Origin of the sequence: Acinetobacter sp. ANC 4178, assembly GCF_004331175.1 — a bacterium.
GTDB lineage: Bacteria > Pseudomonadota > Gammaproteobacteria > Pseudomonadales > Moraxellaceae > Acinetobacter.
In genome coordinates this window covers 154,166-169,659 of record NZ_SJOD01000004.1, presented here as the reverse complement: position 1 = coordinate 169,659, position 15,494 = coordinate 154,166, and the positions used below count along the sequence as shown (strand labels likewise).

General features: G+C 40.2%; 13 protein-coding genes. 8 read left to right on the top strand and 5 right to left on the bottom strand.

What is annotated here, in order from left to right; all coding sequences use genetic code 11:
• On the top strand, positions 1-1,458 hold the full coding sequence (locus tag E0H87_RS10035; RefSeq protein ID WP_413773122.1) for an efflux transporter outer membrane subunit: 1,458 nt from the start codon (positions 1-3) through the stop codon (positions 1,456-1,458).
• Positions 1,459-1,650: 192 nt separating this feature from the next.
• On the opposite strand, the gene E0H87_RS10030 is transcribed toward E0H87_RS10035, so the two are convergent.
• Entirely contained in the window at positions 1,651-2,589 is a 939-nt protein-coding gene (locus E0H87_RS10030; RefSeq protein ID WP_016167960.1) for a LysR family transcriptional regulator, read from the bottom strand.
• A gap of 203 nt (positions 2,590-2,792) precedes the next feature.
• On the opposite strand from E0H87_RS10030, the gene E0H87_RS10025 reads away from it, so the two are divergent.
• Positions 2,793-6,272 (top strand): indolepyruvate ferredoxin oxidoreductase family protein, encoded by a 3,480-nt coding sequence (locus E0H87_RS10025; protein ID WP_131323468.1) that lies wholly within the window; start codon positions 2,793-2,795, stop codon positions 6,270-6,272.
• Between the two features lie 488 nt (positions 6,273-6,760).
• On the opposite strand, the gene E0H87_RS10020 is transcribed toward E0H87_RS10025, so the two are convergent.
• Positions 6,761-7,561, bottom strand: a complete 801-nt coding sequence (locus tag E0H87_RS10020) for an MBL fold metallo-hydrolase (protein WP_131323467.1) — start codon at positions 7,559-7,561, stop codon at positions 6,761-6,763.
• 168 nt (positions 7,562-7,729) lie between these two features.
• Between E0H87_RS10020 and E0H87_RS16355 the strand changes: the two genes are divergently transcribed.
• Positions 7,730-7,825: an SUMF1/EgtB/PvdO family nonheme iron enzyme gene (locus E0H87_RS16355; RefSeq protein WP_413773121.1), complete on the top strand. Its 96-nt coding sequence runs from the start codon at positions 7,730-7,732 to the stop codon at positions 7,823-7,825.
• A 445-nt stretch (positions 7,826-8,270) separates the two neighbouring features.
• Here E0H87_RS16355 and E0H87_RS10010 read toward each other — a convergent pair whose 3' ends face one another.
• On the bottom strand, positions 8,271-8,978 hold the full coding sequence (locus E0H87_RS10010) for an SDR family oxidoreductase (RefSeq protein WP_131323466.1): 708 nt from the start codon (positions 8,976-8,978) through the stop codon (positions 8,271-8,273).
• Positions 8,979-9,371: 393 nt separating this feature from the next.
• On the opposite strand from E0H87_RS10010, the gene tauA reads away from it, so the two are divergent.
• The 4 genes from tauA to tauD all read left to right on the top strand — a co-directional run bounded on the left by tauA (position 9,372) and on the right by tauD (position 12,930).
• On the top strand, positions 9,372-10,403 hold the full coding sequence (gene tauA, locus E0H87_RS10005; protein WP_131323465.1) for a taurine ABC transporter substrate-binding protein: 1,032 nt from the start codon (positions 9,372-9,374) through the stop codon (positions 10,401-10,403).
• A 10-nt stretch (positions 10,404-10,413) separates the two neighbouring features.
• Positions 10,414-11,199 (top strand): taurine ABC transporter ATP-binding protein, encoded by a 786-nt coding sequence (locus tag E0H87_RS10000; RefSeq protein ID WP_131323464.1) that lies wholly within the window; start codon positions 10,414-10,416, stop codon positions 11,197-11,199.
• A gap of 87 nt (positions 11,200-11,286) precedes the next feature.
• The gene (gene tauC / locus E0H87_RS09995; protein ID WP_413773124.1) at positions 11,287-12,072 is read left to right on the top strand and encodes a taurine ABC transporter permease TauC; all 786 of its coding nucleotides are present in this window, start codon (positions 11,287-11,289) and stop codon (positions 12,070-12,072) included.
• Between the two features lie 12 nt (positions 12,073-12,084).
• Positions 12,085-12,930 carry a taurine dioxygenase gene (gene tauD, locus E0H87_RS09990; RefSeq protein WP_205677750.1) on the top strand — a complete coding sequence of 282 codons (846 nt, stop codon included), beginning with the start codon at positions 12,085-12,087 and terminating at the stop codon, positions 12,928-12,930.
• 132 nt (positions 12,931-13,062) lie between these two features.
• On the opposite strand, the gene E0H87_RS09985 is transcribed toward tauD, so the two are convergent.
• Positions 13,063-13,917, bottom strand: coding sequence for a type 1 glutamine amidotransferase domain-containing protein (locus E0H87_RS09985; protein ID WP_227547349.1), 855 nt, complete (start codon positions 13,915-13,917; stop codon positions 13,063-13,065).
• 136 nt (positions 13,918-14,053) lie between these two features.
• A complete protein-coding gene (locus E0H87_RS09980; RefSeq protein WP_131323462.1) occupies positions 14,054-14,488 on the bottom strand; it encodes a MerR family transcriptional regulator in 435 nt (144 codons plus the stop codon).
• 126 nt (positions 14,489-14,614) lie between these two features.
• Between E0H87_RS09980 and E0H87_RS09975 the strand changes: the two genes are divergently transcribed.
• Entirely contained in the window at positions 14,615-15,307 is a 693-nt protein-coding gene (locus E0H87_RS09975; RefSeq protein WP_131323461.1) for a type 1 glutamine amidotransferase domain-containing protein, read from the top strand.
• Positions 15,308-15,494 lie beyond the last annotated feature (187 nt).

Genomic DNA, 15,494 nt, shown 5'->3' with positions numbered 1-15,494 from the left:
ATGCCTAAAAAACAGATCTGGTTATTGTCCTCGCTCATGGGAAGCCTGCTGCTTGCAGGCTGCTCACTGGCACCACAATATGAACCAGAAAGGGTTGTCATTCCATTGCAATTTAAAGAAGCCAACCCCCTGCAAGAAAATGAAAACTGGAAGATAGCACAACCGAGTGATGCAGCTTCCAGAGGTGAATGGTGGCTTATTTTTCAAGATGCTCAACTCAATGCACTTGAGCAACAAGCCATTTGGGAAAACCAAAACTTAAAAGCGATTGCCGCAAATGTTCAGGCATCACGTGCTTTGAAATCCGCGGCAAAGGCTGAACAATTGCCGAGTATAGGTGTGGGCTTTGGTCCAACCCGACAGAAACTCTCACCTGCGTCTCAGGGGCTTGATGCGAATGCGGATACCTCCGCCCAGACGTTATGGCGTGCCCAGACAAATGTGTCTTATGAGTTAGACCTATTTGGTCGTATTGCAAGTAGTGTCAATGCGGCAACAGCAGACGCACAGCAACAAGAAGCCTTATATCACTCTGCACTTTTAGCTTTACAAGCCGATGTCGCGCAAAATTATTTTCAGATCCGCCAGCTCGATACGGAACAAATCATTTATACGCGAATGATTAAATTGCTGACTGAATCACGCGATTTAATGCAAGCTCGTTTTAAAAATGGAGCCGTCAGTGAAATGGATGTATTTCGTGCACAAACGGAATTGTCTACAGCACAGACTGGTTTATTGAGTCTTATGCGTCAACGAGCAAATACAGAACATGCGCTTGCCGTGCTATTAGGCAAAACGCCTGCTGAGTTTAATTTGGCGCAGCAAAGCTTAACGATCAATACCATTCAAGTACCTGCAGGTTTACCTTCTAGTCTTCTTGAAAGACGTCCTGATGTTGCCGCTGCTGAACGTGCTATGGCGGCGGATAATGCTCGAATTGGTATTGCACGTGCTGCTTTTTTCCCGCGACTTAGTCTTACAGGAGCACTGGGCTATGAGTCTTCAACGCTTGGAGATTTAGCCCAATGGTCGAGTCGCACTTTCTTGCTGGGACCTATCGCAGGGACAATTTTATCCTTACCTTTGTTTGATGGTGGTCAACGTAAAGTAGGTGTAGCACAGGCCAGAGCTGCCTATGAAGAAAGCGTTGCCAATTATCGACAAACTGTACTGAATGCATTTCGTGAGGTTGAAAATGGGCTGACGGATCAGCGTATTCTGGATCAACAAATGAATACTCAAACTCAAGCCCTGATTGCTTCACGTAATGCCAATAAACTTTTACATCTGCGTTATCGTGAAGGTATGGTGAGTTATTTAGACGTTATAGATTCTGACCGCACTATTCTTCAGCAAGAGCAATTGGCTATACAACTCAAAGGTAGCAGAATGATTGCAAGTGTGGACTTAATTCGAGCATTAGGAGGCGGTTTGGCAACTCAGGATCAGACCTAAGTTTTACCGCAACCGATCAGACTTACGGGTATGAATGGGTAATATGCTCATTCATACCTAAGCTATTCAAATTGCACTAGCATAATTTTGATATATAAGCGCAAATCCATTTTATCGCACTGCTGCAAAACAAAATCTTGGTCTGGAACCGTGTTTAATATTTTTCTTAATAACCTTAATGGCAAGTTTAGATTATAAAAAAAAGTCTGTATCACTCTGAATTTTTGGAGAAATATGCTGCTCAACCCACGTTAACCATGCTCTTGTTTTAGCATCAATAAAATGACGCGATGGTATTAAGGTATAAACGCCAATATCAGGCGATCTCCAATCTGATAAAACACGGCGTAATCGTCCAGTACGGACAGCTTCAATTACAGTAAAAGTTGGAAGTAATGCGATCCCCATGTCTTGCTGTACCATGTCCAGTAACAGTTCTGGTGTATCTGCAATCAAAGGTCCCGTAATATCAATTTGATACGAGCAACTTTTTTCACTGATAAGATGCCATTGCGGTGTAATAGATGGATTTACCAATCTTAAACATGCATGTTTTTGTAAATCATCTAAGGATTTTGGCTCACCATATTTTTCTAAATAGGTTGGTGATGCACAAAGTAATGAAAATATTGTCCCAATTTGACGAGCAACAAAGCGTGAATCAGCCAAAGATTCCGCGAGATATAAACTAACGTCAATTCCTTTACCTAAAAGGTCTGGTACATTCTGTGAAGTACGATATTCCACGGTCAGTTCTGGATAGGTTTGACAGAACTCCGCCATCGTCGGAGATACATAATGATGCCCAAAACTGGCCATACTCAACACACGTAACCGTCCCTGTGGTTTAGTTGCCCTTCCCATTGCTTGAGTTTCGGCTTCTTCCACCATTGCGAGTACATGACGACATTGCTCTGCATAAGTTGCACCAATATCGGTCAACGCGTGCTGCCTCGTGGTTCGTTGTAGTAATTTTGTTCCTAAACGCCCTTCTAACTCGCTAATGAGTCGCGACACTTGCGCTGTTGTCAGTTCCATCTGCTCTGCGGCGGCAGTAAAGCTTCCACTATCAATGACTTTCAGGAAAGCTTGCATTGCATGGAGTAATCCACCATCAAGATTTTTGCGCATAACGTAAATATCTTTTGCTTAATTACGCATTGTTGCACCAGTCTGGATCAATCACAATGACATTAATGTACATACATTGAGCAGTTTTTCGTGTTTTGAATAAACTGTTCAATCTTTTTCTTAGTATGTCATTTACTCCAAATATTCAACGGGATGTTGAGAAAATAAAGTAGCTCGAACTACAAAATTCCAAGGAGAAATAAATGAATATAGCGACAAAATTTACTCCAAATAAGATTCCTACAAAGGATGTATCACTTGATGATAAATATCTAAGTGATGACGGTACTGCTTACATGACAGGTATTCAGGCAATGGTGCGTTTACCACTTGTGCAAACACGGCGGGATACTTTAAACGGTTATCATACTGCTGGTTTTATTTCAGGTTATCGTGGTTCCCCCGTCGGAAATTATGATAATTTTCTCTGGCAAATTGAAGGCATACTCAAAGACCATCATGTGGTTTTTCAACCTGGCGTAAATGAAGATCTCGCTGCTACTGCAATTTGGGGTACCCAACAAGCCAATCTCGCAGGTCAAGGTAAATACGATGGTGTGACTTCTTGGTGGTATGGTAAAGGTCCTGGTGTAGATCGTTCTGGAGATGTGCTCCGTCATGCTAATCTTGCAGGAACCTCGGCGTTAGGTGGCGTGGTTGCCTTCTTCGGTGATGACCACTCTTGTAAATCTTCGAGTATTCCACATCAGTCAGAACACGTCATGATCGGTTGTGGCATTCCAATTTTTTACCCGACTTCAATCCAACAAATTCTTGATTTAGGTGTACATGCGGTCGCCATGTCACGCTTCGCTGGGGTATGGACCTCGATGAAGTTGGTCAGTGAAATTGTCGAAACCTCGGCTTCTGTTCATGTGGATTTAGATCGCGTTACTCCCGTATTACCCCAAAATGTTCAAATGCCTGAAGATGGTGTCAACATTCGTTGGCCTGATCACGGCATTCCACAAGAAGAACGTCTTTATCAATATCGCTTACCCGCTGTATTGGCTTATGCACGTGAAAATGAGCTGAATCAGGTGACATGGCATTGTGCCGATGCGCGTATTGGTATTGCAGCAAGTGGTAAAGGTTATTTAGATACGATTGAAGCGTTGCGTATTCTCGGAATTGAAGGTGAAACAGCCGAGCAACTTGGCCTTCGAGTGTATCAAGTTGCTTTAATTTGGCCCTTAGAACCACAAGGTTTGCGTGAATTTGCCGAAGGTTTAGAAGAACTGATTGTTGTAGAGGAAAAACGCCCGATTCTGGAAGCACAAATTAAAGATGAACTCTATGCACTTCCAGATGGCAAACGCCCTCGTATTATCGGCAAAGCCTGTGATGGTAAAGGTGAATGGAGTACATCGATTGATGAAGCCCCTTTGATTGGTCACTATGAGTTCCAACCTGAACCTATTGCAAAAATGTTGGCCGCTCGGTTCTTAAAATTAGACATTCCAGAAAGTTTAAAAACGCAAATTCAGAGTAAACTTGAGCTGTTACAAAAAGCAGAGCAAGCATCCCAACATGCGCTTGATATCGCAGAACGCAAACCTTTCTTTTGTAGTGGCTGCCCTCACAACTCATCAACTAAGTTACCCGAAGGCAGTCGTGCACTGGGCGGGATCGGTTGTCATTATATTGCTGTGTTACAAAATCATGGCACAGAAACGTTCACACAAATGGGCGGCGAAGGTGTAAGTTGGGCTGGCGCTTCCCATTTCACCAATGAAAAGCATATTTTTGCCAATCTAGGCGATGGAACCTATTTCCATTCAGGTTATCTGGCCATCCGCCAAGCGATCGCTGCAAAACTCAATATAACCTACAAAATTCTGTATAACGACGCAGTTGCAATGACGGGTGGACAGCATGTCGATGGTCATCTGAGCGTGGCACAGTTAACACGACAATTGGATGCAGAAGGCATCACAAAACAAGTGATTGTCACGGATGAACCTGAGTTGATTCATGCTGAAGAAGGTATTGCGCCTCATGTCGAGATTTACCATAGAAATGAACTCGATGATGTTCAGCGCAAATTACGCGAAATTTCTGGTGTTACAGCATTAATTTATGTTCAAACCTGTGCCAGTGAAAAACGCCGTCGTCGTAAACGCAATGCTTATCCAGATGTTGCAGAGCGAGTTTTTATTAATAGTGAGATTTGTGAAGGTTGCGGTGACTGTTCTAAAAAATCGAACTGTTTATCAATTGAACCCGTTGAAACAGCGTTAGGAACTAAACGTCAAATCAATCAAAGCAGTTGTAACAAAGACTTCTCATGTGTCGAAGGTTTCTGTCCAAGTTTTGTGACCGTACATACCCGCGACATAAAACGCCCAGAAATATTTGAAGGTATAGACACTGGCTGGCCAGAAAAGCCTATTCTTCCTGAACTAGATCAACAACCCATCCGCATCATGGTGGGGGGTGTTGGCGGTACAGGTGTAGTGACAGCGGGCGCTTTACTTGGAATGGCTGCTCATTTGGAGGGTAAAGCTGCACGTATTATGGATATGGCGGGACTGGCTCAAAAAGGTGGTACAGTTTATTCCTACATACAACTTGCGACAGAAGATGATCAACTCTCTGCAACCAAAATCCCTGCGGGTCAATGTGATGTTTTAATTGGTGCAGATGCGATTGTTGCAGGCAGTAATGCAGCACTTTCACGTTTAAAAGCTGATGCTGTTGTCATCGTGAATGAAGATAGCTCCCCTACTTCTGCTTTCCTTGAGTCGCGTGACTGGTATGCACCAATTACGGGTTTAATTCAGCGACTTCGTGGTCGAACCACACAAGGCAAACTCATCTCTTTACCTGTAACACGCATTGCCACACAAGTACTGGGTGATGCGATCTTTGCAAATCAGATTTTACTTGGTATGGCTTGGCAAGCAGGTCAGATTCCGTTGAAACGTGAAAGTATCGAGAAAGCAATCCATCTGAATGGTACGGCTGCTGAAAAAAACCTTGAAGCTTTCCGTATCGGGTGTCATTTGATTAGCACTCCTGACTTAGCCAAACGCATTATTGCAACGATACCAACGACGCGTAAACCAACCACATTGGCCGAACTCATTGACGATCGTTCTGCGCGTCTGGTTGAATATTGGAATCAAGATTATGCAGCTCAGTATCGAACTCTTGTGGAAAAAGCTGCCAAAGTATTGCCTGAAGAACTCGCGGGAACCATTGCGACACAGCTCTATAGAGTCATGGCGTATAAAGATGAATATGAAGTTGCACGTTTACTCACAGGAAAAAGCTTTAAACAATCAATCGAAGCGCAGTTTGGTCAAGGGCTACGTTTAACCTATCACTTAGCCCCTCCTGCTTTGGGTGCTCATGGTGCCATACGCAAACGTGCTTTCGGCTATTGGATGCGTATTCCGATGATGATTCTTGGTCGACTACAATGGCTTAGAGAAACTTTCCTTGATCCATTTGCTTTACAGCAAGAACGTCAAAAAGAACATGCATGGCGTGATCGATATATCGCATTTGTCAAAGCCATCAGTTCTGCACCTGAAAATTATGACTTATCTATAGCTCAGCAAATCGCTCAATTACCCGCAGATGTACGAGGTTTTGGTCATGTCAAAATGCAAGCGATGGAAACCGCAATACAACATTGGGATGAGCTTAGCTTGAGTCTTGGTAAAGAACATGAATAAAGGGAAAAAGTTGATTTGAATAAGTAGCTGATACAGGGTCAAACTTAGCGTATATTCATACGAAGCTTATATTGATCAGGTTCAGCTACTTTATCTTTATGATCTAACTGCGAGCATAAATACAATGTAGAGAATCTCAAAATAATCACTATTTAGCTGTGAGTAAATTTTAGAAATCTTCTCAATTACATTCGTCAGGTTAATAAGCCATGACGATTTTAAACAAATAATTTACATGAATAAAGTATTGTAAATTATAGATAAATTTAAAAATTATTTATGAGCTAGCCCTTCAGTGAGCATAAGTTAAATACCCTAAATGAAGCTCTAGCTTACATAACTCAAATAAATATAAATGCGCTAAAGAAAAAAATTCCCCTAGTGACCTGTTGACCACTTTTATTATTATCTACATCTTTTCCATAGCGAACATTTGTATTTTTTGATCTGTATAAACATTGGCTATGGTTTTCGTATTCGCTGATGTACTAGTTCAGATGAAAACTCAGGGTTTGTCCATCATCAGGAATATAGACACGATCTTTTTCCCCAATTTCGGCAACAAGATTTTGAATATCAGCTCTCTTTACTGGGCAGTGATTTAACGCCTCAAAATGATTCGCAATCACATGCTTTGGGGAAAGTTGGATAAATGTTCTAACTTCACTTTCAGTCATTAAGATGGGTTTTCCAACATCCATTTGTGCTTCGCCTGCTGCCACAACGGTAATATCTGGATTAAACTGAAAAATCGCAGTTTGTACATCCTCAGTAAGCACGGTATCACCGCTGATATAAATTGATGGTTCATTCGGTAGATCCAGAAAAAAGCCACAACCATTCGCCATAAATTTACTGATCCAACCATGCCCATGCTTCGCAGGGACAGCAACGAGGCGACCACCCAAAAACTGGATTTCTTTCCAATGATCAATTCCTGCCTGAACATTTAGCCCCAGATTTTTCAGGTAAAGTGCATCATGACTAAACGTATATACAGGAATTTGTTTATCCGCTAAAAACTTCTCTCCAGTACGATCTAAATGATCGGTATGCTGGAATGCTCTGATATTGAAGGTTTGGCTGTGCGTAATAAAACAATGCGTGACTTTCTCTAAAAGTTCCGCTGCATTGTCGGGAAGTTCAACCAACGGATTTTTCTCAGCCTTAAATTTCAAATAGGAAAATGCAGGGAGAGAACCTTTTTTACCTAACATTGGGTCAATAAGAATGAAATTATTCCCAGTTTCAATGATAAAAGTCGCACTACGTAAATGATGAATGTTCATTGTAAAGTCTGTCAGTTTTATTGCTATAAAGTAGAGATATGACCTTACAATGAGTTTATCAAATGGTGCAATAACGCTTTTGGGTTATATTGAGTGAAATTAAATATAACCGACTTTGTCTATGTGAAGTGAACTCATGTCAAAGATGCTTATCCTGAAGAACGATCATTGTTGGAACATAAAATTAAAGTTAAAGCCTTTTTGATGGATCAGATAGAAGTGACTAATGCTCAATTTGCTACTTTTGTTGAAGCAACACATTAGTGACAGATGCTGAAAAACAAGGTGGTGGAGCTGTTTTTATTCAACCTCATCATCATGTGGAGATGATGCAATGGTAGTATTTTATTCAAGGTGCAAACTGGAAACAGCCTTGGGGTAACGGTTAACCGTGCAGCTTCTCGTCAACCTCAGGAAATAGATTTGGCTACAAGTCATGTTGGTTTTAGAACTGTAAAAAGACTCTCGCAGTAAAGTTAATTTTACGCTACTGATCAGCAGTCAAAGCGAGTTGAATACAGCCCATTTTAAATGGGCTTTTTCATATTGATGCTGAACGGTTAAATTCGCTGTGCACCATTGACATGATTACCCGAAATATTAAGATAGCCGTGACCATAGCCGCTATCACTTGTTCCCCCCTACACCATTAAATTTTTCAAAAGGTGTAGGTGCTGTTTTCCGAATTAAAAGTTGCAACGGTATACTATTACCATGCTATTTCATTGCCTTGAAAATCAACAAACTGCTGTGTACGTTTGCCAATAAAGTTTTCAATGACATGCACAATGCCTCTTGTACTTTCTTTTACACTGATGGGTGCATGACTTCCACCCATTTCAGTTTGCACCCAACCGGGGTGTAAATTTAATACACCAATTTGAGCAGGAATTGCCTCATTTATTGCAAAGCCACGCGTAATACTGTTGAGCGCGGCCTTACTTGCGCGATACAACTCCATACTCCCATCATCATTTAGAGCGATACTACCCATGCGAGAGCTCATAAATGCAATCACGCTTTTTTCTTTCATCAATGGAAGGAATTTTCTCGCAATCGTCACGGGTGCAATGCTATTTACCCAAAATAGATGAGCAATTTCATTGGGTGTACAGTGTTCAACTCGTTGGTGTTCTGGCCCTAATATACCTGCAGAAACCAACAACAGATCGATTGATTTTTCATGATATTGAGAGAGCAAACTGTCAGCCGTTTGCACATGGCTTAAATCTAATTCGGTCAATTCAAGTTGGTCTGGATACTCAGAAAGCAGTTGATTCAACCCAGTAGAGACTTGGTTTATATCTCGGATCGTCGCCATGACATGCCAATGCTGATGGAGTAATTCATGAACCAGACCTAAGCCAATTCCCCTTGAAGCACCAACCACGATGGCACGTTTATTCGCATCAAACATAAAATGTTCCTAGATCAAGATAATTCAGGATGTAAAAATAGATTGAGATCAAATACTCAAAGATCGCTTTTAATAATGACTTATGCCCTTAAAACGATGCTTGATAGTAGCAATAATCCGATGTCATAAAAGATTTTTTAATTTTAAAAGCAATGGTTTTAATAATAAAAAAAGAAACTATCTTCATAGAATTATTTAAATTTAAAAAAAATGCTACTTTTAGACCCTATTATTTTAGAGTTTAGCGTGGCCCTGCTTACTCAGGGAAAATTTCTAAAGCTCAATCCATCCTAATACAAAAAATGAATATGTAATCCAGTTAAAGTTATTTTTCATCATATAGCCGTAGGATTAGCATGGCTTTAAGGAAAATGTTTTACATGAAATATCGCCATGCGTTCAAAATCCAAACCTCTTATCATCACAGCAATTGTCGTTGTAGCAATTGCTGCATTTGTTTATTTCCAAAGTAAAAGTACTCGGGTAACTGAAACGACTCAAACTATTGAACAATCATCCAAAGCTGTTGTCATTGCATATCAAACGGGTGTTGACCCGACTAAAGTTGCACAAGCAGATGGTGATTATGAAAAAAATAGTCAACAGTCTATTAATTGGAAGAAATTTGATACAGGTGCAGATGTTGTCAATGCGCTTGCTTCTGGTGATGTCGACATTGGAAATATTGGTACGAGTCCTTTGGCAGCAGCAACAAGTCGTGACTTACCCATTGAAGTTTTCTTTGTGGCTGCAAAATTAGGTGGTTCTGAAGCACTTGTGGTGAGTAATAAATCAGGCATTAAAAAACCAGAAGATTTAAAGGGCAAAACCATTGCTGTACCCTTTGTTTCAACGGCGCATTACAGTTTACTTTCTGCTTTAAAGCATTGGAATATTTCTGATGCTGATGTGAAAATTGTGAATTTACGTCCGCCAGAAATCTCTGCGGCTTGGGAGCGTGGTGATATTGATGCGACTTATGTGTGGGAACCTGCTTTAAGTAAAGCCAGTGCTACAGGTAAGATTTTGACTGATTCAAAACAAGTTGGAGAATGGGGCGCGCCAACCTTCGATGTATGGGTCGTTCGTAAAGACTTTGCAGAAAAAAATCCAGAATTCTTAAAATCATTTGTTCAGACCTCTCTGAAGCAAATTAATGAATACAACAAAGATCCTAAAGCTTTTGAAAGTAATTCAGCAAATATCAGCAAAATTGCACAGTTAACAGGCTCGAATGCTCAAGATATTCCATTGTTATTGTCTGGGAACAATTATCTGAATCAGCAGCAACAACTTGAGCTTTTAAAAACAGATTTTGCCAAAAATATTTTTGATACAGCCACTTTTTTAAAGTCACAAGGCAAAGTCGATAAAGTGAAAGCTGATTATCAAGGCAACGTCACAGCTGCATTTATTCAGCCTTAAGGATGTCAATATGAGTGTTTTAAAAGCCGAAAATATTACTTTAACGTATCCTAATCAAAGCATTCCAGTGCTTGAAAATATCAGTTTGGATGTCCCTGAGTCATCGATCACTGTGGTTTTGGGTGAGTCTGGTTGCGGTAAAACAACGTTATTGAATATTTTGGCGGGCTTTCAGCACATTAGCTCTGGTGCCGTCAAAATTGATCACGAAATATTGCATCAACCAGATGCACGACGTGCAGTGGTTTTTCAAGAACATGCTTTATTACCTTGGCAAAATGTCGCTGAAAATGTCGCTTTTTCTCTGAAACTGAAAGGCTTAAAAGCTGCTGATATTCGCACTCAAGTCGCTTCTATTTTAGACACGGTGGGTTTGTCGCATGTCGCTGAGTCTAATATCTGGGAATTATCGGGTGGTATGAAACAGCGTGTCGGCATTGCCCGTGCTTTAATTAGCCATGCCCCATTTATTTTATTAGATGAGCCCTTTGCAGCCCTTGATGCTTTTACCCGTGAAAGTATGCAAGAGTTTGTGCTGAATTTGTGGATTAAAGAGCGAAAAGGTTTTTTCTTAATCACACATGATATTGAAGAAGCCTTATTACTGAGCAATCAATTGGTATTGATGACGGCCCGTCCTGGAACAATTGTAGAAACCTTACATTTAGATTTTGCGGAGCGCTATAAAGCTGGTGAGTCAATTCGTTCCATCAAATCGGATCCAAGGTTTATTCAACTACGAGAAAGATTGTTTGAACGTTTAAAAGATCAAAAATTGCATGCGCTGGAGTCCTAAGTGAATACACAAACTCAGAAATTGGAATCAGCAGCAGATACAAAGCTTGATTTCAATGTTTCACCAAGCAAGAAAAATACCTCATATATTTCGGCATTTATAAAAAGTCACGCTAGTTTGATCTTAAGTATTGGCAGTGTGCTGAGTCTTTTGATGCTCTGGTTTGTTGCTACAACCTTAAAGCTTGTTCCAGAACTTTTTTTGCCAAGCCCATCGGCAGTCGCGGAAAAGTTTGTAGAGGTAAGTCAGCATGGTTTTATGAAAGCAACGCTCTGGCAACACCTTGCAGAAAGTATAGGGCGTGTATTCGGCGCTTTGATTGCCGCTATTGTGATTGGTGTGCCTGTCGGTTTATGGATGGGATTAAACAAATGGGTTCGAGCAGTACTTGATCCTTTGGTTGAGTTATTGCGCCCCATTCCACCATTGGCTTATTTACCATTATTGGTGATTTGGTTTGGGATTGGCGAAACGACCAAAGTACTTTTGATTTTTTTCTCTATTCTAGCGCCCATTATTATCAGTAGTGCGCATGGTGTGCTTAGCCATCAAAAAAATCGTGAGCGTGCGGCATTGTCTTTAGGTGCAACGCGTTTACAAGTTTTGAAATATGTCATTTTACCGACAGCGTTACCGCATATTTTAACAGGAATACGCATTGGGCTTGGTGTGGGTTGGTCTACATTGGTTGCAGCAGAATTGGTTGCAGCAGATCGAGGCATTGGCTTTATGGTGCAGTCTGCCGCACAGTTTTTAATTACCGATGTCGTGATTCTCGGCATTATCGTTATTGCCATTGTGGCAGTAAGTTTTGAATTATTTTTACGGTGGTTACAAAAAGAGTTAGCCCCTTGGTATGGTCAACAGTTGTAAGTGGATAAAGTTATGTCATTACAAATTCAAGAAATCAATCCAAACATTGGTGCAATTATTGAGGGTTTAGATCTCAATTTAGCCGATGAACAACTCACGAATGAAATTAAAGATGCTTTGCACAAATACCAAGTCATCTTTTTTAGACAGCAACAGTTGGCAGCACCATCCCAAGTCAAATTAGCGAAAGCCTTTGGTTCTTTACATATTCACCCGATTTACCCTTCTTTAGAAGATGCACCAGAAGTGATTGTACTAGACAGCCATAAACAAGACTTACGCGACAATGACCTTTGGCATACAGATGTAACTTTTAGTCAAACGCCGCCTTTAGGTTGTGTATTGCAAGCGATTAAAATTCCCGAGTTTGGTGGCGATACCCTATGGTCAAGTGGCACAGCCGCATTTAATCAATTGTCTGAAGACTTAAGAAATAAACTACGAGGTCTGACTGCAACACATGATATTCGTAAATCTTTTCCTTTAGAACGATTTGGTGCTACATCTGAAGATCGGGAACGTTTGGAAAATACTTTCCGTAAAAATCCTCCTGTTGTTCATCCAGTGGTGAGAACTCATCCTGAAACGGGCAAAGAGGTGCTTTTTGTCAGCGAAGGTTTTACCACGCGTATTAATGAACTTTCAGAAACCGAAAGTGAAGAGTTACTCACTTTTTTATTCGCACATGCAGTGAAAGAAGAGTTTCATATTCGCTGGAAATGGCAAGAAGGTGATGTCGCAATTTGGGACAATCGTTGCACACAGCATAAAGCGCTGTTTGATTATGGAGATGCGCATCGAATAATGCATCGTGCAACTATTAATGGATCTGTGCCCTATTATGCTCAAGCAGTTTAATGCTTGAATAAGCTAGAATATTTTTCTGCTTTATCGTGTGTAGAGTCGAAGTAACCGTACTAAAGTCCAGTGATTTTAGTACGGTACAACAATTAAAAAGTCACTGTAAGAACAAGTAAAAATAAATAGTGATTATTGTATTTGTGCTAATCGTGTCATCACAGCTTGCCCCACTTCACGAGGAGATTGAGGATTTTGTCCCGTAATAATCCGATCATCAACAATTACAAATGAGGTAAACGGAATTAAACTTTGTTTGTATATTGCCCCTTTCGCTTTGAGTTCATGTTCAAGAAAAAAAGGCACTTGTTTTTTCATCCCCGATAAAGCTTCTTCTTCATTGGAAAATCCTGTAATTTTATGCTTTGCAATTAAAGGTTGCCCCTGTTCATCTTTTAAAGCCAATAATCCAGCAACACCATGGCACACGGCTGACACGACCCCACCTTGACGATAAATTTGCTCACTTAAGCTTACAAGCTCAGCATTATTGGGGAAATCCCACATGACGCCATGACCGCCAGTGAAATAAATGGCTTTATAATCAGATGCTTTAACCTCACTTGGTTTCATTGTATGGTTTAAACGCGTCATGAAATCTGGATCAGCCAAATGTGCACGGGCTTCTTTATCCATATAGCTAGATTTTTGGCTACGTTCATCTAGCGGTATGCTTCCACCTTTGGGGCTAATGAAGTCCATTTCATAACCTGCTGCTGTGGCAACATCATAAAAATGCGTTAACTCTGTAACCCAAAGCCCTGTTGTATCTTCACGAGAAGGATATTTAGCATGATTGGTCATGACAATTAAAATTTTACCTTTGGGCTTTATTTTTGTCGGTTCAGTGCTGCTGAATTCAGTAGCTTGAGCTTGCGTAAAGGTACTTGAAAATAAAAGTGTGGTGAACAATACAATGAAGGAGAGCCAAAAGAGTTTTGCCTTAGGCTTATTCAAACTGACGCGGATATTCTGAAATTCCATCATGATCATTTCCTCAAATAACGTTCATGATAGAGTGTAAGATTAAAGTTAAGTTGAAGGTCAAGGCCGTTTTTTATGCTTTTAGACGAATTTACATATTTTTATAATTTTATAAAAAATAAAGTCAATTTGCTGTTTTTTAAGCATTATTGGTCTTCAGGGGTGCTTCAGTTTCTGAGTAATAAATATCCATCAAACGTTTCGCATTATCTTCACAGCTCATGTCTTGTGGTTTATTCTGAATTGTTTCAATTAGTTGAATTAAGTTTTTTTTATTTTCCGATAGCATTTTCTGCATTTTGGTAATTTCCTTGACTTTTTCACTCAAGGTTTCAATCAATTTCCCATGATCCCAATTTGAAATATTGGCTGGAATTAAAGATTTAATTTCTTCAAGGGTGAAACCCACTTGCTGAGCTTGTTTAATCAGGTTGAGTTGTCTTAGGTCATCTTCAGAATATTTACGATAACCGTTTGCCAGTCGTTTTGCCTTTGGCAACAGCTTAATTTGCTCATAATATCGAATAGTCGGTGTATTCAATCCACTTAATTTAGATAATTCACTAATATTCATTTTAAAGTTCCGCTTGACCTTAAAGTTAACTTTAGACCTATCATACAGAAAACTCAAATACATTTTGCAATGCAACAGGTAGCATTGAAATGTTGAAAACAATTAAAAAAACAACTGGAGAATAAAATGACGAAGCGAATATTGCATGTCGTGACGAATGTTTCGAAATATGAAGGTATAGACCGCCCTACGGGTTTGTGGTTAGGCGAGCTCACACATGCGTATGATGAATTTGCAAAAAAAGGTTATGTGCAAGATATTGTGAGTCCAAACGGAGGTTTGTCTCCCTTAGAACCTAAATCATTGGGTAAATTTGTGGCAGATCCTTCCGTTCTTGCCCATAAAAACGACCCCGCTTTTATGCAACTGCTCGAACAGACATTGCAACCTTCTCAAGTGAATTGGCAAGATTATGACGCCATTTATTACACTGGTGGTCACGGCGTGATGTTTGATTTTCTAGATGATCCAGCGTTGCAACAAATCACCCGAAATATTTACGAAGATGGCGGGATTGTTTCGGCAGTGTGTCATGGTTACTGTGGTTTGCTCAACGTCAAACTGTCCAATGGAAAATACCTGATTGATGGTCGGAAAATGACAGGGTTCACTTGGACAGAGGAAATACTGGCAGGTGTTGCCAAAAAAGTTCCATACAATGCCGAACAACGAGCAAAACAGCATGGAGCAGATTTTTCTAAATGTCTAATTCCATTTGCCCCTCACGTGGTTGAAGACGGTACTTTAATTACAGGACAGAATCCATTTTCAGCCAAAAATACGGCACTCGCTGTAATAAAGGCCTTAGAGAATATGTAATAAATAAAGTGCAATAAAGATCATTTATTACTCTGAATTGAATGCTCTTAACCTAGATCATTTAAAAAATCAGTAAGATCAAATTATTAGATAAGTTAAATACCTTTTATGCTGTTGGAGGAAAATTTAAACCAAGAAAATGAATAAAAGGGATTGACCTTAAAGTTAACTTTAAACTTAGCATGAG